The sequence below is a fragment of the Pseudomonas salmasensis genome (genome assembly GCF_014268375.2).
GTDB classification, from domain to species: domain Bacteria; phylum Pseudomonadota; class Gammaproteobacteria; order Pseudomonadales; family Pseudomonadaceae; genus Aquipseudomonas; species Aquipseudomonas salmasensis.
In genome coordinates this window covers 4,738,593-4,761,901 of the sequence record NZ_CP077083.1, presented here as the reverse complement: position 1 = coordinate 4,761,901, position 23,309 = coordinate 4,738,593, and the positions used below count along the sequence as shown (strand labels likewise).

Here is a 23,309-nt window from a genome sequence, read left to right as displayed (position 1 = left end):
CAACACAGTTGGATTGCGTACATATCCATTGCTGCGGTAACGGCCACTTAGGGTTCCGCTCTGACAGCGGGTCACTTTTGGAAAAGAGCCCCAAAAGTAACCAAAAGGGCTCTTGCCCCACCACTCGGCACCTCGCCCAGGCTCGGTGTGCCCGTAATCCGCCAGTGATTTGGGGGGCCGCCGCCACGCGCCATCCATGGCGCGGGGCGGCTAAACCGGCATCCCTGCCGGTTTACCCCCCAAATCCCTGTCGAATTCCGGCCAGCGTGGTTTAACGGGGCGCCTAAGATCAAAAGCAGATCAAGAGCGACTCGCTTCGCATCGTGGTTACCGTTGGCTGCTGCAACCTACAAAATTGTGTAGATGCCTATGGCTATTGCAGGCAAGCCAACTCCCAAACACGTCAGCTCTGCACATTGGGCTTTGGGATGGGCTTAGAAGCTGGCCTCCAGCGACACCATCGCCGTACGCTCTTCACCCACGTTGTAATACGCCGTGCTCGCCCCCAACCCGTTCACCGGGGCCGAGTTGAACGCCACGGTACGCGCCGAGCTCAAGTACTCCTTGTCGAACACGTTGAGCATCGAAAACCGCAGCGCGGCCGACTTGATGACCTTCTTATCCACCGGCAAATAAATACCCGCGTTCAGGTCGAACACCGTGCGGCCTTCGATCTTCTCCTTGTTGGTCAAATCGCCGTAGAAGCTGCCGACATACTTGCCTGCAATGTTGCCGTAGAACCGCGAATCGTCATACCCGAACACCAGGTTGAACATGTTTTCCGGCACGTTGGCCAATTGCTTGCCTGAAGTGGGCAACAGCACGTTCTTGCTGACCAAGTCGTCCTTCTGCTCGGACTGGGTGTAGGTATAGGACGCGTAGTAGTTGAAGTTGTGCGGCAACAGGCCGCTCCATTCCAACTCCAGGCCTTTGTTATCGACAGTACCGACGTTGAGCACCATGTAGTCGCCGCTGGCGTCGGTGGTCGAGACCTGACGATCCTTGAAGCTGATGTAGAACAGGGTCGCGCTCAGCGCCATATCGTCTGCGGTGTAGCGCCAGCCCAGCTCCTGGTTCCAGCTCAGCTCGGACTTGAGGCTCACGGAGTCGCCCTTGTTGTACAGCACGTAGTTGGGCGGCGTGCGCATATTGCGGGTGACGTTGTAGAACGCCTGGTTGCTTTCATCGACCTGGTACTTGGCGCTGAAGTTGGGCAGGAACTGGTGGTAACGGGTGTTACGTTTTTCCGGCGTGTCGTACAGGCTGCCGAGGTTGTTGCCGTCACGCTCGACATATTGGTAGGCCACGCCGCCAACAAAACTCAGGTCCGGTGTGGCTTGCCAGTTGTCCTGTACCCAGAGTTTCTGGGCCGGAGTGACGGTGTAGTAATGACGGCCCTGGACCGTAGCGCCGTTTTTGTCGACCACCTGGCCACCGCTGTTGTAGTCGCCCCACACATCATCGGGTGCGCCCTCGTTGTTAATGCCGATAAAGGGCTGGGTCTGACGTTGGCGTGCGCGTTCGTACCAGTAGCCATAGTCCAGGCTGTGTTCTTCGTTGATGTCCCATTTCATTTTCGCCGTGAAGCCGGGGCGCCAGGTTTCGGTCCACGAAGGGCGGTAATAGTTGGCCGATTGCAGGTTACTCAGGTCGTAATTGCCGGCCTTGTCGGACTTTGGTCCCAGGTTGGAGGCGGTCTGGCCGCTGAAGCTGCCACCGTTGGCCCAGTAGTAATACGGCGTGAGCGTCAGTGACAAGTTGTCCTGCAGTTGCCAGCGCTGGGTCAGCGTGGCGTTGACGCTTTCGAACGGGTTACGGTTGAGCTTGTAGGACGCCGATAGCAAACCGGCCTTATACACCGGGCTTTGCGCGTAATCCTTGCGCCGCCCTTCGGTGTCGAACTGCGCTTTGCTCAGGCTGTTGTAGTTGTAGTTTTCCTGCTTGTTGTACTTGATCGTAGCCAGCGTGGAGTTGCCGTTATCCCCTTCAAACAGGCTGCTCCACTCGATTTTGTCGCTGCGCAGAGTGCCCTTGCCACGCCACTTGTCACCTTCCAGGTGCGACGCCGATACCCAGGTTTTCAGGCCACCCAGATCACCGGTGTTCGCTCGCACGAAGGTCTTGCGCAGGGCGTTGGCACCCACGATCTGTTTGGCGAACACCCCGGCGTCCTTGGTCGGGCGAATGGTGATCATGCCGATGTTGCCGCCGCTGGAGCCGATGTGCGGGCCGTCGGCCTCGGAGGAACCCTGGGTGGCGAACACTTCAGCCAGGTTTTCAGGGTCGCCCAACTGGTTGGAGTACACACTGTAGTTGCCCGAGTCGTTGATCGGCACGCCGTCCACCGAGACACCGACCTGGTCGGAACTCATGCCGCGCATGGTGAAGCTGGTGCCACTGGTGCCGCTGGCGTCATCGCTGGAAACGTTGATGCCCGGCGTGTACTTGAGCTTGTCGATGGCGTTGGCGGTGGCCGACATTTCGTCCATGGCTTGCTTGGTCACCGTCGAGCGCGCCTTGGCGCTTTCTTCGAGAATCATGTGGCCGCTGCCAAGGGTTTGCTTGCCGGCGATGTTCACCGAGCCGACATCCTGGGCTTCATCGGCCAAAACCAGCGGCGCAAAGCCGCCCAGGCCCGATGCCAGAAGCAGGGCATAAAGAGTGTTGTCGTTCACGTGTAGATCCCTTACTGACATTGTTGTGTTGTATGGGGCAGATGCGAGCTTCCTGACCACTTGTTCAGGAACCAGGGATGATCCACGGCACGTGTAACCGTTTGGTGACAGGTTTTGGTGATTGCGATGAAGGTTCGATGAAGCGCTGCGGGCCTAGCGCAGCACAATCACGCGACCCAACAAGGTGTGCTGTTCAAAATCCAGCACCGCTTGTAAGGCGTTCAGGACCGCGACTGGGTCCTGGCTCGGAAAGCTACCGCTGACGCGTTTGGCGGCCATGTCCTCGTTCAGCAAAAGAATGCGGCCGGGGTAATAACGCCTCAGGTCCTCGACCACCTCGGCCAGGGGGGCCTTGTAGTAGTTCAGCCAACCCTCGCGCCAGGCCAGGCGTGAGGCGCTGTCGACGCCATGCAAGGGAGCGCCAATGCCATGGGCGTAGGCCACTTGCTGGCCAGCGGTCAGCACCTGTTGCTGGCCCTGTTTTGAGGGCGTCACGCCGACACGGCCGGACAGCACAGTGACCTCGGCGCCGTCAGGTTGCAGGCGCACTTCAAACTGCGTTCCCAGTACCCGAGTTTCACCGCCGCTCGCCTCCACCACGAAGGGGTCGCCGGTGTGGGTCACGCTGAAAAATCCTGCACCACGGCGCAGTTGGATGTGCCGTTCGCCCTGGCTGAAATCCACGGCGATGGCGCTGTCGGCGTCGAGGGTGACCTTGGATTGATCGGCCAGGGTGAAGGTCTTCACCTGCCCCGGCGCCGTCACATAATCGGCGCCCCACTCATCGACCCAGCGTGACGGCTGCCAACCGGCGCCCATCGACACCATCAGCAGCAGGCAGGCAGCGACGGCCAAGGCACCAGACCAACGCGCTACCCGGGAGCGTTTGGAGGCGTTGATCGTATTGAGGTAGCCCTGCAAGGCGAGCGCGTCCTCATCGGCTAGTTGGCGCGCTGGCACTTCGCTCAACTCCCAGAGCACCTGGGCTTGGGAGTAGGCCTCGACGTGTGCGGGATCTGCGCGTAACCAGCGGCTGAACGTGGCCTGGTCGCCGCTGCTGGGCTGGTCATGCAGCAGGCACAGCCAATCGAGCGCGGCCTGTTCCTGGGCGGGCGTGGGCGTGACGTTCACGGGGCTTTCCCTGGCGTGCGTGGCGGCGAGGGTTCGCGAAGGCTGGCCTTGCAGGCTTCGAGGGCGCGCATCATATGTTTTTCCACGGCGCTTTGGGACAGGCCCATGGCCTTGGCGATTTCGGCGTACTTGCGGCCGTGGATGCGGTTAAGCAGGAAAATCTGGCGGGTACGCTCGGGCAAGCTGCGCAAGGCAGCTTCCACATGGCGCAGATCATTGCCCGCCTCCAGCGCCGCCTGGGGTTCGCAGCCTTGATTGTCTGACTGTTCGGGCAACCAGCCTTCGCTGCTGCGCGCCCGTGCGCCTTCGCTGCGCAGGTGGTCGATGGCGATGTTGCCAGCGCAGCGCAGCAGGTAGGTGCTCAGCTCTTCGACCTGCACCAGCGGGCGACGCCAGAAGCGCAGGAACAAATCCTGCACGAGGTCGGCTGCCGTGGCGCGGCACCCGACGCGACGGCTGACCAACGCCTCCATTTGCGAGCGCTGGGACAAAAACACCTGCAAAAAATGCGCGCGCCCACCGGCCGCCTCCGCGTGCGGATTATCCTGGGGATTGGGCGGTGGGTTGATCCTGATCATGGCCGGCTCAAGATAGGGCGAACGCCGCAACAGGGCTGGCCAACAGGCCGAGGCCCGCCAGGATCAAGGCCAGCTTTGGCCGATACGGCAGCAGCAACACCAGCAGCAAGGCGCTGAGCATCAACACCGCGCACCACTCCACCAGGCCCTGGCTCCAACCGGCGCCCAGCACCGCCGGCCAGATCGACACGGCCAACAGCAACCAGCCGCCCACCCGCAGCCCCAGGCGCCGCGTGGGTGTGGGTTTGCTGTGCAGCAATTCGCCGTGGTGACGGTCGGTGGACAAACACAGCGCGGTAAACCCGGCGTAGCACATCAATAGCGCGAGGAGCATCAGTGGGCCTGCTGCTTGAGTGTCAACCCGCGGGCACGTTCAGCCTTGGGTTGTGGCGCGGTGCGGTGGTGCATCTTCCACGCCGCCCAGGCCAGGAACATGCCGCTGGCCAGGCAGGTGAGGTCGAAGCCGGCCATGGCCCAGTCGCCGCTTGGCACGGAGACGCCCAAGTGCTGCGAGGTGGTGATGGCGTTAAGCAGTGGAATGGCGGCAAACAACAGCGCGCCGAAGCTCAGTTGCTCAACCCAACCCTGGCGACCGCGCCGCAGCAAGGCGTGCAACAGGCTCAGGCCCCAGGCGATAAAGAACGCCTGCACTTCCCAGTCGGAGCGCGCGGCGAAGCTCACCGGCAACAGGCGGTTGGCCCAGAAAAACGCCGCAATGGCGATCATCAATCCGGACATGCTGGCGATATTCAACACCTCCACCAGGCGCAGTTCAAAGGGCATGACCGAGGCCTTGGCGTGCTTGAGCTGGCGCTTGCCCAGCCAGATCACCAAGCCCGTGCCGATCATCGCCGTGCCCGCCAGGCCGCAGATAAAGTACAGCCAGCGCAGCACCGGGCCGGCGAAATGGCCCATGTGCAAACCGTAGAAACTGCCACCGATGGCCGTCGCCAAAGACGGCTCGGCACTGCCTCGCAACAGCTCGCCGGTGGTGCCGTTAAACGACAGCGTACTGCCGGAGGCATGCACCACGCTGTCGGAGCCAGCGCGTGACACGTTGACCGAGGCGTTGGTATCGGCGGGGTTGTTGACCGCCAGACGCCCCACATGCCCGCCCGCCCACTGTTCCCGCGCCTGCTGGTACATCGGCATCAACGGCAGCAGTTTGCCCGGCTGGCCGAGGGCTGGCGGATTGTCGGTAGCGGGGAACAACTCGCTGAAGAACGCCCGGCTGTCGTCGCCATAGGACGCCACGATGGGCGCAGGCATGACCATGCTCATGAAAATCACCAGGCTGCTGTAGGTGATCATCAGGTGAAACGGCAATACCAGCACACCCACCGCGTTGTGCCCGTCCAGCCAGGAGCGCTGGCCTTTGCGGGGGCGGAAGGTGAAGAAGTCCTTGAAGATTTTCTTGTGGGTAATGATGCCGGTGATCAGCGCGACGAACATCACCATCGCGGCGATGGTCGACAGCCAGCGGCCCCAGGGGTAAGGCATTTGCAGCTGGAAGTGGAAACGATAGAAGAACTCGCCGCCCTTGCTTTCGCGCGCCTGCACCGGTTGGCCGGTGACGGGGTCGAGGACTTTCTGGATGAAGGTGCCGCGCTTGCCGGGCTCGAGCTTGTCTTGCCACATCACCGATAGGCCGGGGTCGCGGCGGGTTGGCAAAGTAATGAACCAGCGCGCGGCGGTGGGCGCCTGCTGTTGCAGGTAATTTTGCGCCACGGCGAGGCTGCGCCCATCGTCCAGGGGATGGGCCTGCACTTCGGGCTGCATCCAGTGGGTTATTTCATCTTTGAAATAGGCCAGGGTGCCGGTCAGGAAAATCGCGAACAGCAGCCAACCGAAAATCAAGCCCGCCCATGTGTGCAGCCAGGCCATGGCCTGGCGAAAGCCCTCTTTCATGTGCGAGCCATCCAGAAACCAATGCCGGCCAGGGTGGCAAACAGCGCACTCGGCACCATCACCCCTGCCCAGGCGCGCCATGCCGTGCGGCAGGCAAAACACCAGAGCACCGCCAGCAGGTAGAACACAAAGGAACTCATCATGCCGGTGACCACCGCATCGGCACGGCTAGTGGGCAGCCAGAGCGCCAGGCAGATGGCGGCCAGGGAGGCCATCAGGTAACCGCCAATCACCGCCGCCAGCACGCGCGAGGTGACAGCGAGGCGGTAGGAAGCGGGCAATGAGGTTTTACTTTTCATGCGGCAGGCGCCTGGTTCATCAGCGCGCAATATTAATGATAAATATTCTCATAAGCAAAAGAGAACGGATGAATCACCTGCCTTGGCCGATTGCCGAACCTGGTCACGGGCCCTACAATGCGAACAATTCTTGTTCTCTAAAGCATATCGAATGCTTGCGGAGTGATCGCGTTGCAGCCGTCCAATCCCGTCGAAGTGTTGTACAACGACCATCACCACTGGCTCACCGGCTGGTTGCGACGCAAGCTCGGCTGCCCGGACAACGCGGCCGACCTGGCGCAGGACACCTTTATCCGCGTGCTCAGTGCCAGGGAAGCGCCAACGCTGATCGAGCCGCGCGCCTTCCTCACCACCGTGGCCAAGCGCGTACTGTTCAACTTCTACCGTCGCCAGGACCTGGAACGCGCCTACCTCGAGGCCTTGGCGCAGATGCCCGAACACGTGGCGCCGTCGGAAGAAGACCGCGCAATCATCCTGCAAACCCTGCTCGAACTGGACCAACTGCTCGACGGCTTGCCCAAGCAGGTCAAACGCGCCTTCCTGCTGGCCCAACTCGATGGCCTGACCTACGCGCAAATCGGCGCGCAACTGGGCATCTCCATCGCCACCGTCAAACGCCACCTGACCAAAGCGGCCATGCGCTGCTACTTCGCCCTATGAACGTCTCCAGCCAAGTCGCCGAACAAGCCGTGCACTGGTTGCTGGAAATGCAGCAAGGCGCGCTCAACCCACGCCAGCAGGCGGCCTGGCAGCAATGGTTGAATGCCCACAGCGAACACCAACGCGCGTGGGAGCAGATCCAGCGCGTCAACCAACGCCTGCGCGGCGTGCCCTCGCCCCTGGCCCATGCGGCGTTGAACGCGCCCACCTCCAGCAGCCGGCGTCAGGCGCTTAAATTGCTGTTGATTCTGGGTGCCGGTTCGGCCGCCGCCTGGAGCCTGCGCCAGCAACATATCCTGCCGCCGCTCACGGCTGACTATCGCAGCCCGGTGGGCCAGCGCCGCACGGTGCAATTGGCCGACGGCAGCCAGTTGCAGCTCAACACCGGCAGCGCGGTGGATGTGCATTACGATGGCCAGCAGCGCCTGGTGCGCCTGCTTGAAGGTGAAATCCTGCTCACCGCCCGTGCAGGCCAGGCGCCGTTGCACGTGCTGACCGGCCAGGGCCTGCTCAGCAGCCAGGCGGCGCGCATGAATGTGCGCCAGTTCAACGACCACACCCAACTGGCGGTGCTGGCCGGCCAGGTCGAGGTGATGCCCAACCGCTACAACGGCTTGGCGCTGAGCGTCGACGCCGCGCACCAAGTCAATTTTACCCGCAAAGGCTGGGACACCCCGCGCCCCACCGACGCCAACAGCGGCGCCTGGGCCGACGGCATGCTGGTGGCGGCACATATGCGCCTGGAAGACTTCTTGGGTGAACTGGGGCGCTATCGTCGCGGCCAGCTCCATTGCGACCCGCAAGTGGCCAACCTGCTGCTGTCCGGCAGCTACCCGCTGGATGACAGCGAACGCATCCTCGACCTGCTGGAGATCAGCCTGCCGGTGAAAGTGCGGCGCTTTACGCGTTATTGGGTGACCGTGCAGGCACGTGCCTGACGCATAGCGCTTTTTGTAGGAGCGAGCTTGCTCGCGAAAAACGCCAGCACACCGCGTTAAACCAGGCAACCGGCGTTATCGTTGACGATTTTCGCGAGCAAGCTCGCTCCTACAGTGAGTATTTTTTAAATGTGAGCCGTTTTCCGCACCTGGCGTGACAGAGAAGGAAAGCACCCTTGATCCTTCCTTCTCAGGACCGCCCTTCATGCCCCAGCAACCGACCCTTCTCGCCCGTACCCTGCGCCAACTCCTACTCGGCGCCAGCCTCAGCCTGACCGCACTGCCGGCGGTGATGGCGGCCGACGCCAAGGCGTACCACATCGCGCCGACCACCCTGGAAGCGGCCCTGAATCAATTCGGGCGTGAAGCCGGCGTGCTGGTGTCCTTCGGTTCAGCAGTGACGGCCGGTATGCAAAGCCCAGGGCTTTCTGGCAATTACAGCGCAGCCGAGGGCTTGCAAAAACTGCTGGAAGGCACCGGCCTGCAAGCCCGCGCCGAGGGTGATAACGCCTACAGCCTGCAACCGGCGGGCGCCCCTGCGACCCTGGAGCTGCAGACCTCCAACGTGGTCGGCGACTGGCTCGGTGATGCGGCGCAAACCAACGTGTTCGAGCACCCCGGCGCCCGTGATGTGATCCGCCGCGAAGAATTCGAACGCCAGGGCGCCACCCAGGCCCGCGATGTGCTCAACCGCATCCCCGGCGTCAACGCCCCGGACAACAACGGCACCGGTAGCCACGACATGGCGCTGAACTTCGGTATTCGCGGGCTCAACCCACGCCTGGCGTCGCGCTCCACCGTGCTGATGGATGGCATCCCGGTGCCCTTCGCGCCTTACGGCCAGCCACAACTGTCCTTTGCGCCGATCAGCATGGGCAACATGGACGCAGTGGATGTGGTGCGCGGCGGCGGTGCGGTGCGCTATGGCCCGCAAAACGTGGGTGGCATCGTCAACTTCGTCACCCGGGCCATCCCGGATGCGCCGACGGTCAAGGGCGGCGTGCAGACCGAGACCAGCCCTTCCTCCAGCCACGACGGTTTCAAGACCACCGGCAACCTGCTGGCCGGCGGCACCGCCGACAATGGTTTGGGTGGCGCGCTGCTGTACTCCGGCACCCGCGGCGGCGACTGGCGCGAAAACAGCAACACGCGCATCGACGACCTGATCCTCAAGGGCAAATACCAGCTGGACGACGCCAACAGCTTCAACGCCATGGCGCAGTACTACGAAGGCCAGGCAGACATGCCGGGCGGTTTGAACGTCAAGGACTACAAAGCCGATCCGTACCAGTCCACTCGCCCTTACGACAAGTTCTGGGGCCGCCGTACGATGTTCAACGTCGGCTATCGCTACGAGCAGGACCGCCGCGAATTCACGGTCAACAGTTTCTTCACCAAGACCCTGCGCAGCGGTTACCTGGACCAGGGCAGTTTCCTGTCACTGTCGCCACGGGAATATTGGGTACGCGGCCTGGAAACCCGCTTCGCCCAAGGCTTTGACCTAGGCCCTACCAGCCATGAAGTCGGCGTGGGCTACCGCTACATCAATGAAGCCGGCCATGAGCTGCGCTACCGCACGCCGATTGCCGCCAACCAGCAGATCCCCACCACCAACAGCCGCAACGACCGCGACACGCGGGGCGGCACCGAAGCCAATGCGTTCTTCATCGACGACCGCATCGACATCGGCAAGTGGACCATCACCCCAGGCATTCGCTACGAGATGATCGAGTCCCAGCAAACCAACAACCTGAGCAACGTCAAATACAAAGGTGACTACAACACCGCGCTGCCCGCGCTGAACGTGCTCTACCACCTCACCGACGACTGGAACCTGTACGCCAACACCGAAGGCTCGTTCGGCAGCGTGCAATACAGCCAGATGCCCAACCGCGTGAACAGCGGCGAAGTGAAACCGGAAAAAGCCCGCACCTGGGAACTCGGCACGCGCTATGACAACGGCAACCTGCGCGCGGAAATCGGTGCGTTCCTGATCAACTTCGACAACCAGTACGACAGCAACCAGACCAACGACACCGTGATTGCCCGGGGTGAAACGCGCCACCAAGGCATCGAGTCGAGCATCAACTACGCCCTCGACGGCTTGAGCCCGGCGCTGGCTGGGTTTGATGTGTACGCCACCTACGCCTATGTGGACGCAACCATCCGCGAAGACGGCCCGAACAAAGGCAACCGCGTGCCCTTCTCCTCCAAGCACAAAGGCACGCTCGGCGTGGGTTACACCGAAGGCCCATGGAAGCTGAATGTGGACAGCAGCTACCAGAGCAGCCAGTTCGCCGACAACGCTAACACCCAGGCTGAAAGCGCCGACGGTGCCAATGGACGCATCCCCGGCTACATGCTGTTCAGCAGCCGCGCAGCCTATGACTTCGGCCCGCAGTTGTCGGATTTGAATGTGGCGGTGGGGGTGAAAAACATCTTCAACAAGCAGTACTACACCCGCTCGTTTGACGACAACAACAAGGGCAAGTACGTGGGTGAGCCGCGCACGGTGTATGTGCAAACCTCTATCGCGTTCTGACCGCATTTTGTAGGAGCGAGCTTGCTCGCGAAAAACTCACAGGCGCCGCGTTCATACAGCAAGCACGCGTTATCGTTGACGTTTTTCGCGAGCAAGCTCGCTCCTACAGATGGTTTTCAGTGTGTTCAGGATCTAACTGCCCGCCAGGCAACTGGGGGTAGCGGCCACCAACGCGTCAATGGCACACCGCGTCTTGGCCGGCATATGCGCAGCCGTCGGCCAGATCACATGGATCGGCGCAGGTTGCTCACGGTAGCTGGGCAGCACGGCCTGCAACTGCCCGCGCAGCGCATAGTGGGCAATCAACCAACTCGGCAACCAGGCCAGGCCCACGCCCGCGATGGCGGCATCGGCCACGGCCTGGAGGTCGTCCACGATCAAGGGCGAAGCCAGGCGCGAACGCTGCGTGGTGTTGCTGCGGTAAGCAATGCCACGATGAACGGCCAGGTCTTCGATACTTTCAATGGCGCCCTTGCGCTGCAAATACACCGGTGACGCCGCCAGCCCCATGACCTGCTGCCCCAGGCGCCGCGCACTCAGGCGGTCGGTGTCGGGCAACGGGCCGATGCGCACAGCGATATCGAAGCCTTCCTGCACCAGGTCGATCATGCGGTCGGAAAAACAAAGGTCGATTTCCAGTTCCGGATAGCTGTCCATCAGGGCCCACAATGCCGGCGCGGCATAGTGATGACCAAACGCCAGGGGTACGCTCACTCGCAAACGCCCGCGGGGTTGCTGACGGCCGCTTTCCAGCACGGACTCGGCCGCCTCCAGCTCCGCCAAGGCACGCAAGCAATGCTCGTAGTACGCCTGCCCGTCCTCGGTCAACCGCTGGCGCCGAGTGGAGCGCTGTAACAGGCAAGTGCCCAAGCGCGCTTCCAGCCGCGCCAGGCCCTTGCCCACCGCCGAGCGCGTGAGGTTCAGGCGTTCGGCGGCTTCGGTGAGATTGCCGCTTTCGACAATCTGCAGAAAGAGTTCGACGCCATCAAAACGTGGGGTAGCCATGCTTAATTGTCGCCCTTTGTTCCCTTATCAGTGGAAAAGTTGTCGCCAATAAAGAACCTTATTCCCGAGAGAATAGCCCCTCCCGCTCTCGAAAGGAATGTCGTATGCCCCGCGCCGCCGCACTCTCGGCCCTCATTCCCCCGCGTACCGCCAGGAACGGCCTGGCCCTCACCGCCGTCTGCCTGGTGGCCCTGATGTTCGGCCTGGAAATCTCCAGCGTGCCGGTGATCCTGCCTACGCTGGAACAGGAACTGGGCACCGGCTTTCAAGACGCCCAATGGATCATGAATGCCTACACCCTGGCCTGTACCAGCGTGCTGATGGCGGCGGGCACCTTGGCGGATCGCTTTGGTCGTCGGCGTGTGCTGGTGCTGTGCCTGTGGCTGTTCGCCTTGGCCTCACTGGCCTGTGGCTTGGCCAACGATGCGCCGACATTGATCGCGGCGCGTTTCGTCCAGGGCATTGGCGCCGGGGCGATGATGATTTGCCAGTTCGCCATCTTGTCCCATCAGTTCCGCGAACCGGCGGCGCGTGCGCGGGCCTTTGCGATATGGGGCGTGATCGCTGGCGTGGGCCTGGGTTTCGGGCCGATGGTGGGGGCCTTGATCCTGGCCGTGGCGGACTGGCGCTGGGTGTTCCTGGTGCACGTACCGCTGACCCTGTTCACCTTGGCGTTGTTGCACGTCAGCGTGCAGGAATCCCGCGACCCGGCCAGCCATCGCCTCGACATCGCCGGCATGCTGACCATGACACTCACAGTGTTTGCGCTGGTTTATTTCATCACCCAGGGCAGCGAAATCGGCTTTGGCGCCCCGGCGATGCTCGGCTGGGCCGGCCTGTCGGTCTTTGGGCTGCTGCTGTTTATCTGGATTGAGCGGCGCAGTGCCCACCCGATGTTCGACTTCTCGGTGTTGCGCATCCAACGTTTCAACGGCGCGTTGATGGGCTCGATCGGCATGAACTTCAGCTTCTGGCCGTTCATGATCTATCTGCCGTTGTATTTCCAGGCGGGCCTGGGTTACGACACGCTGACCACCGGCGCCGCCTTGCTCGCATACACCTTGCCCACTTTGCTGGTGCCGCCGCTGGCCGAACGCCTGGCCCTGCGCTTTGGCGCCGAAGGCATCATTCCCCTGGGTCTGGGCACGATGGGCGCGGGATTCGTGGCAATGGCCATCGTCAATGTTGCCGAACAACCAAGCATCGCGCTGGTGCTGCTCAGTTGCGTGATCGCAGGCATAGGACTGGGGCTGACGAACTCCCCCACCACCAATACCACCACTGGCGCCGTCTCGCCTGACCGCGCCGGCATGGCCTCGGGCATCGACTTCAGCGCACGGCTGATCACCCTGGCGCTCAATATCGCGCTGATGGGCCTGGTGCTGTTGTTGGGGATCAGCCACAACCTGGCCAATGTGCTACCTGCCAGCACGGCGCTGGAATGGGCAAGCCTCAGTCAGCATATTGCCGCCGGCAAATTGAATGCACCGGGGCTGACCGTTCAGGATGCGCAAACAGCACTGCGCAGCGGCGCCGGCTGGGCGATGCTGTTTGCGGGCTTGGGCGCTAGCGGGCTGGCGCTGTTGAGCCGGTATTTCTTCCGGCGCGAGCGCTGAACGAAAAACGGGCCTGCAAATGCAGGCCCGTTTTCAGTGGGGAATGGAAAAAAATCAGCCGTTAATGGCAGCGTTCTCGTTTTCCAGGAATTCCTCTTCCAACGCGTCTTCGTTCACTTTGTTGATTGGCTGGTTTTTACCGGCAGCGCGCGGCTTGCCTTGCAGTTTGCCAAACAGATGTTCCAGTGCGTGGTCGAGCTTGACTGCGGCGCCATCGATCGCCTGTTCAAGCGTATCGGCTTTATGGCACACGGAAACTGGTTGATGGCCCTTTGGCCGTGCTTCCAGACGGCAACTCAAATCGTGGGGGCCGGGCTTGTCGCCGTTCTCGTCCCGCAGGTAGACCTCTACACGGGTCAGGTCTTCTTCGTAGCGTTCGAGCGTGCTCTCAATGGTAGTACGTACCCACTCCTCCAGTCGGATGCTGCTTTCAATATGGTTATCGCTATTGACTTGGATTTGCATAGTTCTTCCCTTATTTCAGCTAGCTCGCCAGAGGTCACAAACTGCAACACCGGGGTGGTGAAACCATGACCTCTTGATTACACAATTGAGCACCTGCTGAAACAATTCAAGTCCTTTGCAAAGATAAATCCTACATTACAAATTAACCCTGACGACGAGCAAAAACGCTGTTAGGGTGGGGAGTTAGTTACATCTTCTTACCCTCTGTGAAACTCACAATTGCCCCTCTCCCAACGGGTGCAATCCGCGAAAAGTCCCCGCTTCCTCCACCAGCCAATCATGCACCGCACGCACGCCCGGATGGTTCAACGCCCCCGGCGCATACAGCAGCACGTAGCGTTTATGGTTGGGCACCGCCAGGCCGAACGGCACGATCAAGGTGCCGCGCTCCAGTTCATCGTTCAGCAAGGTGCGCCGCGCAATCGCTACGCCCATGCCGGCGATGGCGGCTTCGATGGTCAGGTGGTTACGGTTGAAGGTGTGCCCGCGCCGTACGTCAGCACCGTGATAGCCGATGGCATTGAGGTAAAACTCCCACTCGGCATATTCATAACTCCCACGCCAGGCCGTGATGTCGTGCAGCAGCGGGAAATGCGCCAGGTCCGCCGGGCCATGCAAGGGCGGGCGGCCACGCAGCAGGCTGGGGGCGCACACCGGGAATATCTGTTCATCCAACAGGGCGGTGGATAACAACCCCGGGTAGCTGCCGTCGTTGAGGTCGATGGCCAGGTCGAAGTCGCCTTCATGCAGGGCGATGCTGCTGTCTTCGGCGACCATGCGCAGTTGAATGTCCGGAAAACGCTGCTGAAAACGCGGCAGACGCGGGGTCAGCCACTTGCCCAGAAACGAGGGGATCGAACGCAGGCGCAAGGTGCCGCTGATCATCCCGGCGTCCAGGCGCTGCAATTCGGCATCAATGCTGCCGTAAGCCTCCCCCACCACGGCCGCCAGGCGCTGCCCCTCGGCGCTGAGTTCCACCCCCCGCGCGCGCCGATGAAACAGCCGAAAGCCCAGGCGCTCCTCCAACTGGCGAATTTGCTGGCTCACCGCTCCGGGCGTGATGTGCAGTTCTTCGGCGCAGCGGGTGAACGACAGATGCCGTGCGGCGCAGGAAAACACATGCAACCAGACATAGGTCTGGCCGTGGAGGGGGCGAGTCATAGCGTTTAGTCCTGCTAAAGGGTGTCTTAGGATAATTCGTTGGTCAGTGCCGAGCCAGAGGCTCAGTATCGCGCCAATTCCGCCTGCTCTACAAAACATGGCAGCGATTTCTACTCCATTGCTTGTAAGGCTTTAGCATGGCTATCAGTGTTTTCGATCTATTCAAGGTGGGTATCGGCCCTTCCAGCTCCCACACCGTCGGCCCGATGCGCGCTGCCGCGACGTTCGCCCAAGCCCTGACCGACCAGCATGTGCTCAGTCAAACCCGTCGCGTCGAAGTGCGCCTGTATGGCTCGCTGTCAGCTACCGGTGTCGGCCATGCCACCGACCGGGCCTGTGTCATGGGCTTGATGGGCGAATGGCCAGACCGCGTCGACCCCACCTCGATCAACGGGCGTATCCAGCAATTGCGCGAGTCCGGTCGGCTGTTGCTGGCCGGCCAACAGGAAATTGCCTTCAACTGGCACACCGACCTGTTGCTGCTGGACGAAAGCCTGCCCTACCACCCCAATGCCATGTCCCTGCATGCCTATGGCGACAGCGGCCTGCTGAGCGAACAAACCTATTATTCGGTGGGCGGTGGTTTCATCATCGAAGCCGCCGAAGCCGCATCGGGCGTTGCGCCGTCCAGCGATGTGCAATTGCCCTATGATTTTTCCAGCGCCGTAGAACTGCTGGCCTTGTGCAACAAGCACGGCCTGCGGGTATCCGAGCTGATGATGGCCAATGAACGGGCGTGGCGCAGCGATGAAGAGATCCGCAGCGGCCTGCTGCATATCTGGTCGGTGATGCGCGAATGCGTGGAACAGGGCCTGCGCGATGAAGGCATCCTGCCAGGTGGCCTGGATGTGCCGCGTCGCGCCGCGAAATTGCACCGCAGCCTGCTGGAAATCGGCAAGCCCAACGTGATCACCTCGACCTTGTCGGCGATGGAATGGGTCAACCTGTTCGCCCTCGCCGTCAACGAAGAAAACGCCGCCGGTGGGCGCATGGTCACCGCGCCGACCAATGGCGCGGCCGGGATCATTCCCGCCGTGCTGCACTACTACATGAAGTTCAACGCCGACGCGTCTGACGACGACGTGGTCAATTTCTTCCTCGCCGCCGCCGCCGTCGGCATCCTCTGCAAGAAAAACGCCTCCATCTCCGGCGCCGAAGTCGGCTGCCAGGGCGAAGTGGGCTCGGCCTGCGCCATGGCCGCTGCCGGCCTGGCCGATATCCTCGGCGCCACCCCGGAACAACTGGAAAACGCCGCCGAAATTGGCCTGGAACACAACCTCGGCCTGACCTGCGACCCGGTCGGCGGCCTGGTGCAGGTGCCGTGCATCGAGCGCAATGCCATTGCGGCGGTCAAGGCGATCAACGCCACGCAGATGGCCCTGCGCGGCGACGGCAAGCACTTCATTTCCCTCGACCGGGTGATCCGCACCATGCGCGATACCGGCGCCGATATGCATGACAAATACAAAGAAACTTCACGGGGCGGCCTGGCGGTCAGCTGGGTGGAGTGCTGATCGGAGCACTGCTACCCGCCCCAACGTGAGCCCGCGCAAAAATAATAACGAGGCAATACCGATGACTGATGTACGTACACCTGCTGCCGAAAATCCCGATGTCAGAGAAAACACAGTAACCACCGGCTGGACCAAACACGACACCACCTGGATGCTCGGCCTCTATGGCACCGCCATCGGCGCGGGCACCCTGTTCCTGCCGATCAATGCCGGCGTCGGCGGTTTCTGGCCGCTGATCGTGCTGGCACTGCTGGCCTTCCCGATGACCTTCTTCGCCCACCGTGGGCTGACGCGCTTTGTGCTGTCGGGCAAATCCGGCGACATCACCGAAGTGGTCGAGGAACATTTCGGTGTCGGCGCGGGCAAGTTGATCACCCTGCTGTACTTCTTTGCGATCTTCCCGATCCTGCTGGTGTACAGCGTGGCGCTGACCAACACCCTGGGCAGTTTCATGGAGCACCAATTGCACATGGCGCCGCCGCCCCGTGCGATTCTGTCGCTGGTGCTGATCCTTGGCCTGATGGCCATCGTGCGGTGTGGCCAGGGCGTGATCGTCAAGGCCATGAGCGTGCTGGTGTACCCGTTCGTTGCCGCCTTGCTGCTGCTTGCATTCAGCCTGATCCCCAACTGGAACGGCGCGTTCTTCGCTTCGGCCAGCGAGGGCATGCCGCTGCCGCTGTTCTTCAAGACGTTATGGCTGGCGATCCCGGTAATGGTGTTCTCGTTCAACCATTCGCCGATCATCTCCGCCTTTGCCGTGGACCAAAAGCGCGTCTACGGCGCCCAGGCCGAGCGCAAAAGCAGCGGCATCCTGGCCACCGCCCACGGCATGATGGTGCTGACCGTGATGTTCTTCTGCTTCAGCTGCGTGCTGGCGCTGTCACCGGCTGACCTGGCCGCGGCCAAGGCGCAGAACATCTCGATCCTGTCGTACCTGGCCAACCACTTCCAGACGCCGGTGATTGCCTACGCCGCGCCGTTGATCGCGCTGGTGGCGATCACCAAATCCTTCCTGGGCCACTACATCGGCGCCAGCGAAGGCTTCCAAGGTTTGATCGTCAAATCCCTGCGTGGACGCAATCGCTCGATGTCGGCGAAATGGCTGGAACGCTGCACCGCGTTGTTCATGGTGCTGACCTGCTGGGCCGTGGCCACCTTCAATCCGAGCATCCTGGGCATGATCGAAACCATGGGCGGGCCGATCATCGCGTGCCTGCTGTTCCTGATGCCGATGTACGCGATCCGCCGAGTGCAATCTTTGCGCCAGTATTCAGGCCAGGTGTCGAATGTATTTGTAGTGGTCATCGGGCTGATTGCGCTGTCTGCGATCGTTTTTTCCGTGATGCCCTGAATTAGCTCACTGATCTCAAAAACAGCCCAAAATAATGTGGGAGCGGGCTTGCTCGCGAATGCAGTACTTCAGCCAAGTATTTGTTGGCTGATACACCGCCTTCGCGAGCAAGCCCGCTCCCACATTTGGATTTCTGTGCCGGGTAAATCGCTGTACGGCACGGCCTTTGCTGTAGAGCTTTTGAGGAAAACGGAATTTGGCCGGTGGTCAGGCAATGCGAACTAATCCCGACACCGGCCGTCAATGACTGCATGTTCTTATCAGGCGGTAACGCACCATGGACAATCCTTTTCAGATCATCACCGACACGTTCAGCCCCCAATACCGCGTCAACCTGAGTATCCAACGGCTGGACGGCAGCATCATGCTCACCCTCTCGAACGAGACCGGTGTAGTGGCCAAGCGCATGATCAGCGCCGAACAACGCAACGACCCGCAACGCCTCAAGCGCCTGGTGCAAAGCATCCAGTTCGGCATTGCCATCGAACAGGGCCACAGCGCCGTGCAAATCCTGGAACTGATGACGGACGGCGACAGCCACAAACTCCTGCAGCGACCGCCCGCCCGTACCCTGCCCTTCAGCGTCGGGCTTTAAAGCTCGCCCTTCTCGGTCTCCAGGCTCGCCTCGCCCTTGCGACGCGGGCTTTCGACCTTCACCGAAGGGAAGGCCGACGAGGCGTAGCGCACCACCAGGATCGCAAACGCCAACAGCAAAATGCCGCCGCACAGGTAGATGATGCCCAGGTCTGGCGGGTTGTGATGGGACACGTTGGAGATCAGCAAACGCGTGAGCGCGGTGATCGCCACGTAGATCAAAAAGCGTACGGGCATGTGGTTGGTCTTGAAGTAAATCCCGACCATCGCACCCAATTCCAGGTAGATGAACAGCAGCAAGATGTCATCGATCTTGATGTGCCCGTTCTCCAGCATCCCCAGGAATTCCATCACCGCCGCCCAGGCGGTCACCGCACCAATGGCGAACAGCGCCAGGTAATGGAACGACTCGACAAACAGATTACCCAGCGACTCGGCCAGCCCATGTACTTGCTGACGCAGCCTTTCGGCCCAATTGATTTTCACGATGATGCTTCCTTAGGTCGGCTCGACCGGATAATGCGGGGTGGACGTGACGGTTGTTCTGCATGCAGAAAAAAGGCCAGGGCTGGAGCATAAGATGGTGGCCGTGTGACACGAGGCACTTAAATTACCCCCCGACCTGCTCGTGGGTGACGCGGAGCGTCACGGGATGCATTCCCACGCTCCGCGTGGGAACGATCGAGCGTGGGAACCATCGACCTCAGCGTGCCGTGCGAAATTTCCGGTTCAGCCCCCTATTTCCCAACTACATTAAAAACCTACTACCCAAACCCCGACGTTTGGCTTATCCTTTTCGCTGTATATAAATACAGTAGTCGCAAAAGACAACTATCGTGAAGGCATGTGAGGTGGTGAATGGCCGTCGAAGTGGTATACCGCAGCAGCCGAGATCTGGAGCGTTTGTTCATGGATAAAGCCGAAGCTGACCGTCATGACAAGATGCTTGAACTCGCTGAGTTGCTGGCAGAGGTGTTGCAAAAAGCCGTGCCGTCGTTGAGCGAGCAGCAGGTGGAAGAAGCCGGGATCTACATGGCGAAGAACCGCGATGTGTTTGCCAAGGCGTTCAAGAGCCAACCGGACGCGTTGTCCGAGTTGCTGAACCCGGCGGCGGAGTAAAGCCCGAATTGAACAGGCCCTGAATCATGGATTCAGGGCCTTTTTAATGCCTGGCCTATTTGTACAGCAGGCGTTCGGCCAGCTCATCGGCCACCCGTGCGGGCGAGCGTTTTTCGGCTTGGGCGTGGGCGAAGATTTCGGTCAAGCGGCTGCCGATATTCGACAGATGCGCGGTGATGCCGGGCAGGTCGGTGCCGGCGTGTTTGAGGGCGACGTAGATCAGCCCGCCAGAGTTGATCACATAGTCCGGTGCGTAGAGGATGCCGCGGCCTTCCAATTGGTCGGCGATGTCCAGGTTGGTCAGTTGCGCGCTGGCCGAACCCGCCACGGCGGCGCAACGTAGCTGACCGACGCTGTTACGGTTGAACACGGCGCCGACGCCGCAGGGCGCAAGAATGTCGCACGGGGTGCTGAGCAAGGCGTCGTTGGCAATCGGGTGGGCGCCCAGCTGCTCCATGGCCAGTTGCACCTTGCCGTGGTCGATGTCGCTGACCAGCAGCTCGGCACCGGCGGCATGCAGTTGCTCGGCCAGGGCATAACCGACATTGCCCAGGCCCTGTACCGCGACGCGCAGGCCCTCAAGGTTGTCGCTGCCCAGGCGCGCCATGGCGGTGGTGCGGATACCGGCGAACACTCCCATGGCAGCATGGGGCGCGGGGTCGCCGGCGGCGGTGGTGCTGGTGACAAAGCGGGTGTTCTGGGCGATGCAGTCCATGTCGGCGACCGAGGTGCCGCTGTCGATCGAGGTGATGAAGCGGCCGTCGAGTTTTTCCACACAACGGCCAAACGCCTCGAACAGCGCCGCACGGCTTTCCACGTGCACGGGGCGGATGATCACCGCCGTGCCACCGCCCACCGGCAGCCCGGCCAGTGCGGCTTTGTAGCTCATGCCTTGCGCCAGGCGCGCAGCATCGGCCACGGCGGTTTCATCATTAGGGTAGGCCAGGTAACGACAGCCACCCAACGCTGGGCCCAGGCGACTGTTGTGGATGGCGATGATCGCCTTCAAGCCGGTCACCGGATCAACGCTCAGGTGCAGCGATTCAAGGCGGGTGCTGTGCATGAGCGCAAACATCAATGAGCTCCCGAATCACTTCTGGTAGTGGGCCAAGTATAGGCTTGCGGCAGAAAACTGCTGGATTGCGCTGGAATAAGCCGCGCGTTTTCGTGGGATCTACGACATAAGCGCGTCGGATATCTCTCAAGATGCTGGACGAAAATTCTCAGCAAGGCTAAAACGGGGGCATACGCCGGAGAACTCGATGAACCCCCGCACAGCTTTTTTCGCCTGCCTGGACCGTTCACCCCCCGCACTGTTTGAAGCCGCGTTGTGGATTGCTGCCGAGCATGACGCCAGCGTGCAGCCGGCGCTGATCCTGCACGACCTTGGCGCGCTGCAACAACAGGTCAGCCTGGGCATGCCCCTGCTACCGGCGGATGAACTCGGCCAGCCGCTGCTGCGACGCCTGAATGACCTTGGGTTTGCCCAGGATGACCATACGCCATTGCGCCCCGCCGCCGCGCTGTTGGACAAGGTGCTGCAACGCAAACGCGGGCAACCCTTGGCCATGGGCCTGATCGCACTGGAGATGGCGCGGCGCCTGGATATCCCCATGGTCGGCGTGAACTTCCCCGGGCACTTCCTGCTGCGGGTGCCGGGTGCCGATCACCTGCTGGACCCTTGCGGCGGCCGGCGCCTGTACCCTAATGACTGTCGCGAGTTGCTGGCGCGCCAATACGGGGAGAAGCTGAAATTGCAGGCCGACCACCTGCTGACCGCCGAGCCACGGGCGATCCTGCAACGGCTGTCGCGCAACCTGCGCCAACTCTACCTTGCCAACGACGAACCGTTGGCCGCCCTGGTGGACGCCGAGCGCGTACTGGAACTGGGCAACGCCAGCGCCTCCGACTACCTGGCGCGTGCCAGCCTGTATCAACGCCTGGACTGCCCGAGCGCCGAACGCTTTGATCTGGAGCACGCGTTGATGCTCAGCGATGACCCGATCCAACGCCTGCGCCTGACCGAGCGGCTGGGGCACCTGCCGCCCAACTCAGTGGTGCACTGACTCAACGCCAACTGTAGGAGCGAGCTTGCTCGCGAAGAACGCAAGGACACCGCGTTAAACCAGGATGCCCGCGTTATCGTTGACGTGCTTCGCGAGCAAGCTCGCTCCTACAGTGAGGGTTTGAGAACGTCGCTGTGCAGCGCGTTAGCTCCCGGCGCCCGCACTTGAATAATCAACAGCGCCGCAATCACCGCCGGAATCGCGCAGAAGAAGAAAATCTGCTCGACCGGGATATGCATCGCCAGCAACAGGCTGCCAAACAGCGGCCCCAGAATCGACCCGAATCGCCCCACACCCAACGCCCAGCCCGTGCCGGTGGCGCGCACGTGCGCCGGGTAGAAGTTGCTCGCAAAGGCATTGAGGGTCAGTTGCCCGCCGATGATGCAGAACCCGGCAGCGAACACACAGGCCACCAGGTAGCGTGGGTTGTCGTGGTTCAAGCCCAGCAGGATGGTGCACAGCGCTGCCGCCGCCAGCACGCCGGACAGCAACCGCACTTTGCTCTTCAAGCGGTCGGCAAACCAGGCCATGAGAATGGCGCCCAAGGTGCCGGCGAACAGGAACATGGAGGTGACCAGGTTGGCTTCGTTCAACGCCAGGCCGCTTTCGAGCAATAGCGACGGCAACCAGCTGATCATGAAATACAGCAGGATCAGGCTGACAAAAAAAGTCGCCCAGATCAGCAGCGTCGGGCGCGCGTAGCCGTTGCGAAACAGCTCCACCACGGTCAGCTTGCTGCCCTGCTCCTGGCGGTTCTCGGCTTCGCTGGCGGACGGTGGCTGCCAGTCGGGCAGCATCCGCGCCGTGACCTTGCGCAGACGCAGGTACGGCGGCGCATCGCGCAGCAACCGCGGCAGGGATTCGGGCAACAGCCATACCAGAAACGGGAACAACAGCAACGGCGTCACACCGCCCGCCAGGAACACCGCCTGCCAGCCAAAACTGTCGATAAACCCGGCCGCCACAAAGCCACCCGCCGCGCCGCCGAACGAAAAGCCACAGGCGGCCAGCGTCACCATCAAGGTGCGCAGGCGCGGTGGCGAATACTCCGACATCAACGCCATGGCACTGGGCATCGCACCGCCCATGCCGATCCCGCAGATAAACCGCGCCGCCATCAGCGTGGTCAGGGAATTGGCGAACACCATCAATACCGTGAGGCTGGCGTAGATCAGCACGCACGCCAGCAGAATGCGTCGCACACCAAACCGATCCGCCAGCGGCGTCACCAACAGCGAGCCGAGGGTGAGGCCCAGCAGGTTTGCGCTGAACACAGGCCCGAACGCGGATTTTTCCAGGCCCCAATCCTGGGCCAGCGCCGGCACTACATAGCCCAGCACCTGGGCGTCATAGCCATCGGTGACCAGTAGCAGTGCCAGCAGCAGGAGAATCAACCATTGGTAGCGCGACACCGGACGGGCGTCGAGTGCCGCGCGAAAGCTGGCAATCTGATTGTGCATCGCAAGGTACCTTTATTTTTTATTAGGTTGGCGCGATCAAATGTGGGAGGGGGCTTACCTTAATGCCAGTCAGTTAAGCGCGAACCCCCTGTGGGAGCGGGCTTGCCCGCGAAGGCGGTGTGTCAGTCACCGCATCTGCCACTGCACCAACGCTTTCGCAGGCAAGCCAGCTCCCACATTTGATCTTCATGGCTGTGAACATTGCGTTCGCTTAACTGAACGGCATT

Annotated in this window: 21 protein-coding genes; 9 read left to right on the top strand and 12 right to left on the bottom strand. The window is 61.6% G+C overall.

The features are described from left to right. Positions 1-434: 434 nt before the first annotated feature. From HU731_RS21345 to HU731_RS21320, 6 genes are all read right to left on the bottom strand, one after another. A complete protein-coding gene (locus tag HU731_RS21345; protein ID WP_186608551.1) occupies positions 435-2,675 on the bottom strand; it encodes a TonB-dependent receptor domain-containing protein in 2,241 nt (746 codons plus the stop codon). 153 nt (positions 2,676-2,828) lie between these two features. Further along, positions 2,829-3,806, bottom strand: coding sequence for a FecR family protein (locus HU731_RS21340; RefSeq protein WP_186608550.1), 978 nt, complete (start codon positions 3,804-3,806; stop codon positions 2,829-2,831). Continuing rightward, positions 3,803-4,381, bottom strand: a complete 579-nt coding sequence (locus tag HU731_RS21335) for an RNA polymerase sigma factor (protein WP_032897601.1) — start codon at positions 4,379-4,381, stop codon at positions 3,803-3,805. Before HU731_RS21335 ends, HU731_RS21340 begins: the two co-directional genes overlap by 4 nt. A gap of 10 nt (positions 4,382-4,391) precedes the next feature. Then, on the bottom strand, positions 4,392-4,718 hold the full coding sequence (locus tag HU731_RS21330) for a DUF3325 domain-containing protein (protein WP_186608549.1): 327 nt from the start codon (positions 4,716-4,718) through the stop codon (positions 4,392-4,394). After that, complete coding sequence (locus tag HU731_RS21325; protein ID WP_186608548.1) at positions 4,718-6,292, bottom strand: PepSY-associated TM helix domain-containing protein; 1,575 nt, start codon at positions 6,290-6,292, stop codon at positions 4,718-4,720. Before HU731_RS21325 ends, HU731_RS21330 begins: the two co-directional genes overlap by 1 nt. After that, positions 6,289-6,591, bottom strand: coding sequence for a DUF3649 domain-containing protein (locus HU731_RS21320; RefSeq protein WP_047712658.1), 303 nt, complete (start codon positions 6,589-6,591; stop codon positions 6,289-6,291). Before HU731_RS21320 ends, HU731_RS21325 begins: the two co-directional genes overlap by 4 nt. 171 nt (positions 6,592-6,762) lie before the next feature. Between HU731_RS21320 and HU731_RS21315 the strand changes: the two genes are divergently transcribed. The 3 genes from HU731_RS21315 to fecA all read left to right on the top strand — a co-directional run bounded on the left by HU731_RS21315 (position 6,763) and on the right by fecA (position 10,731). Beyond that, entirely contained in the window at positions 6,763-7,251 is a 489-nt protein-coding gene (locus HU731_RS21315; RefSeq protein ID WP_003188822.1) for a sigma-70 family RNA polymerase sigma factor, read from the top strand. Next, entirely contained in the window at positions 7,248-8,189 is a 942-nt protein-coding gene (locus tag HU731_RS21310) for a FecR domain-containing protein (RefSeq protein WP_186608547.1), read from the top strand. Before HU731_RS21315 ends, HU731_RS21310 begins: the two co-directional genes overlap by 4 nt. A gap of 205 nt (positions 8,190-8,394) precedes the next feature. Next, a complete protein-coding gene (gene fecA, locus HU731_RS21305) occupies positions 8,395-10,731 on the top strand; it encodes a TonB-dependent Fe(3+) dicitrate receptor FecA (RefSeq protein WP_186608546.1) in 2,337 nt (778 codons plus the stop codon). 132 nt (positions 10,732-10,863) lie between these two features. On the opposite strand, the gene HU731_RS21300 is transcribed toward fecA, so the two are convergent. Continuing rightward, on the bottom strand, positions 10,864-11,736 hold the full coding sequence (locus HU731_RS21300) for a LysR family transcriptional regulator (RefSeq protein WP_186608545.1): 873 nt from the start codon (positions 11,734-11,736) through the stop codon (positions 10,864-10,866). A 104-nt stretch (positions 11,737-11,840) separates the two neighbouring features. Between HU731_RS21300 and HU731_RS21295 the strand changes: the two genes are divergently transcribed. Then, entirely contained in the window at positions 11,841-13,352 is a 1,512-nt protein-coding gene (locus HU731_RS21295; protein WP_186608544.1) for an MFS transporter, read from the top strand. 54 nt (positions 13,353-13,406) lie between these two features. Here the strand turns inward: HU731_RS21295 and HU731_RS21290 are convergent, their stop codons facing one another. Continuing rightward, positions 13,407-13,817 carry an HPF/RaiA family ribosome-associated protein gene (locus HU731_RS21290; protein WP_003188815.1) on the bottom strand — a complete coding sequence of 137 codons (411 nt, stop codon included), beginning with the start codon at positions 13,815-13,817 and terminating at the stop codon, positions 13,407-13,409. A 213-nt stretch (positions 13,818-14,030) separates the two neighbouring features. Continuing rightward, positions 14,031-14,978 carry a LysR substrate-binding domain-containing protein gene (locus HU731_RS21285; RefSeq protein ID WP_186608543.1) on the bottom strand — a complete coding sequence of 316 codons (948 nt, stop codon included), beginning with the start codon at positions 14,976-14,978 and terminating at the stop codon, positions 14,031-14,033. Between the two features lie 137 nt (positions 14,979-15,115). Between HU731_RS21285 and HU731_RS21280 the strand changes: the two genes are divergently transcribed. The 3 genes from HU731_RS21280 to HU731_RS21270 all read left to right on the top strand — a co-directional run bounded on the left by HU731_RS21280 (position 15,116) and on the right by HU731_RS21270 (position 18,438). Next, positions 15,116-16,492: an L-serine ammonia-lyase gene (locus HU731_RS21280; RefSeq protein WP_186608542.1), complete on the top strand. Its 1,377-nt coding sequence runs from the start codon at positions 15,116-15,118 to the stop codon at positions 16,490-16,492. Positions 16,493-16,553: 61 nt separating this feature from the next. Then, a complete protein-coding gene (locus HU731_RS21275; RefSeq protein WP_186608541.1) occupies positions 16,554-17,843 on the top strand; it encodes a serine/threonine transporter in 1,290 nt (429 codons plus the stop codon). Positions 17,844-18,120: 277 nt separating this feature from the next. Beyond that, entirely contained in the window at positions 18,121-18,438 is a 318-nt protein-coding gene (locus HU731_RS21270) for a DUF3509 domain-containing protein (RefSeq protein WP_032893434.1), read from the top strand. Here HU731_RS21270 and HU731_RS21265 read toward each other — a convergent pair. Continuing rightward, positions 18,435-18,923 (bottom strand): phosphate-starvation-inducible protein PsiE, encoded by a 489-nt coding sequence (locus HU731_RS21265; RefSeq protein WP_014717052.1) that lies wholly within the window; start codon positions 18,921-18,923, stop codon positions 18,435-18,437. The genes HU731_RS21270 and HU731_RS21265 overlap by 4 nt on opposite strands. A gap of 372 nt (positions 18,924-19,295) precedes the next feature. Here HU731_RS21265 and HU731_RS21260 point away from each other — a divergent pair, with 372 nt between their 5' ends. Continuing rightward, positions 19,296-19,556, top strand: coding sequence for a YebG family protein (locus tag HU731_RS21260; protein ID WP_003188807.1), 261 nt, complete (start codon positions 19,296-19,298; stop codon positions 19,554-19,556). Positions 19,557-19,611: 55 nt separating this feature from the next. On the opposite strand, the gene HU731_RS21255 is transcribed toward HU731_RS21260, so the two are convergent. Beyond that, complete coding sequence (locus tag HU731_RS21255) at positions 19,612-20,631, bottom strand: Glu/Leu/Phe/Val dehydrogenase family protein (RefSeq protein ID WP_034128675.1); 1,020 nt, start codon at positions 20,629-20,631, stop codon at positions 19,612-19,614. Positions 20,632-20,818: 187 nt separating this feature from the next. Between HU731_RS21255 and HU731_RS21250 the strand changes: the two genes are divergently transcribed. Beyond that, on the top strand, positions 20,819-21,622 hold the full coding sequence (locus HU731_RS21250) for a SirB1 family protein (protein ID WP_186608540.1): 804 nt from the start codon (positions 20,819-20,821) through the stop codon (positions 21,620-21,622). 107 nt (positions 21,623-21,729) lie between these two features. Here HU731_RS21250 and HU731_RS21245 read toward each other — a convergent pair whose 3' ends face one another. Further along, positions 21,730-23,082, bottom strand: coding sequence for an MFS transporter (locus tag HU731_RS21245; protein ID WP_186608539.1), 1,353 nt, complete (start codon positions 23,080-23,082; stop codon positions 21,730-21,732). Between the last annotated feature and the right edge of the window lie 227 nt (positions 23,083-23,309).

Coding starts and splice junctions, on each gene's coding strand:
- HU731_RS21330 (WP_186608549.1), bottom strand. CDS start 4,718: ATGCTCCTCGCGCTATTGATGTGCTACGCCGGGTTTACCGCGCTGTGT.
- HU731_RS21325 (WP_186608548.1), bottom strand. CDS start 6,292: ATGAAAGAGGGCTTTCGCCAGGCCATGGCCTGGCTGCACACATGGGCG.
- HU731_RS21320 (WP_047712658.1), bottom strand. CDS start 6,591: ATGAAAAGTAAAACCTCATTGCCCGCTTCCTACCGCCTCGCTGTCACC.
- HU731_RS21310 (WP_186608547.1), top strand. CDS start 7,248: ATGAACGTCTCCAGCCAAGTCGCCGAACAAGCCGTGCACTGGTTGCTG.
- fecA (WP_186608546.1), top strand. CDS start 8,395: ATGCCCCAGCAACCGACCCTTCTCGCCCGTACCCTGCGCCAACTCCTA.
- HU731_RS21300 (WP_186608545.1), bottom strand. CDS start 11,736: ATGGCTACCCCACGTTTTGATGGCGTCGAACTCTTTCTGCAGATTGTC.
- HU731_RS21295 (WP_186608544.1), top strand. CDS start 11,841: ATGCCCCGCGCCGCCGCACTCTCGGCCCTCATTCCCCCGCGTACCGCC.
- HU731_RS21290 (WP_003188815.1), bottom strand. CDS start 13,817: ATGCAAATCCAAGTCAATAGCGATAACCATATTGAAAGCAGCATCCGA.
- HU731_RS21285 (WP_186608543.1), bottom strand. CDS start 14,978: ATGACTCGCCCCCTCCACGGCCAGACCTATGTCTGGTTGCATGTGTTT.
- HU731_RS21280 (WP_186608542.1), top strand. CDS start 15,116: ATGGCTATCAGTGTTTTCGATCTATTCAAGGTGGGTATCGGCCCTTCC.
- HU731_RS21275 (WP_186608541.1), top strand. CDS start 16,554: ATGACTGATGTACGTACACCTGCTGCCGAAAATCCCGATGTCAGAGAA.
- HU731_RS21270 (WP_032893434.1), top strand. CDS start 18,121: ATGGACAATCCTTTTCAGATCATCACCGACACGTTCAGCCCCCAATAC.
- HU731_RS21260 (WP_003188807.1), top strand. CDS start 19,296: ATGGCCGTCGAAGTGGTATACCGCAGCAGCCGAGATCTGGAGCGTTTG.
- HU731_RS21255 (WP_034128675.1), bottom strand. CDS start 20,631: ATGTTTGCGCTCATGCACAGCACCCGCCTTGAATCGCTGCACCTGAGC.
- HU731_RS21250 (WP_186608540.1), top strand. CDS start 20,819: ATGAACCCCCGCACAGCTTTTTTCGCCTGCCTGGACCGTTCACCCCCC.
- HU731_RS21245 (WP_186608539.1), bottom strand. CDS start 23,082: ATGCACAATCAGATTGCCAGCTTTCGCGCGGCACTCGACGCCCGTCCG.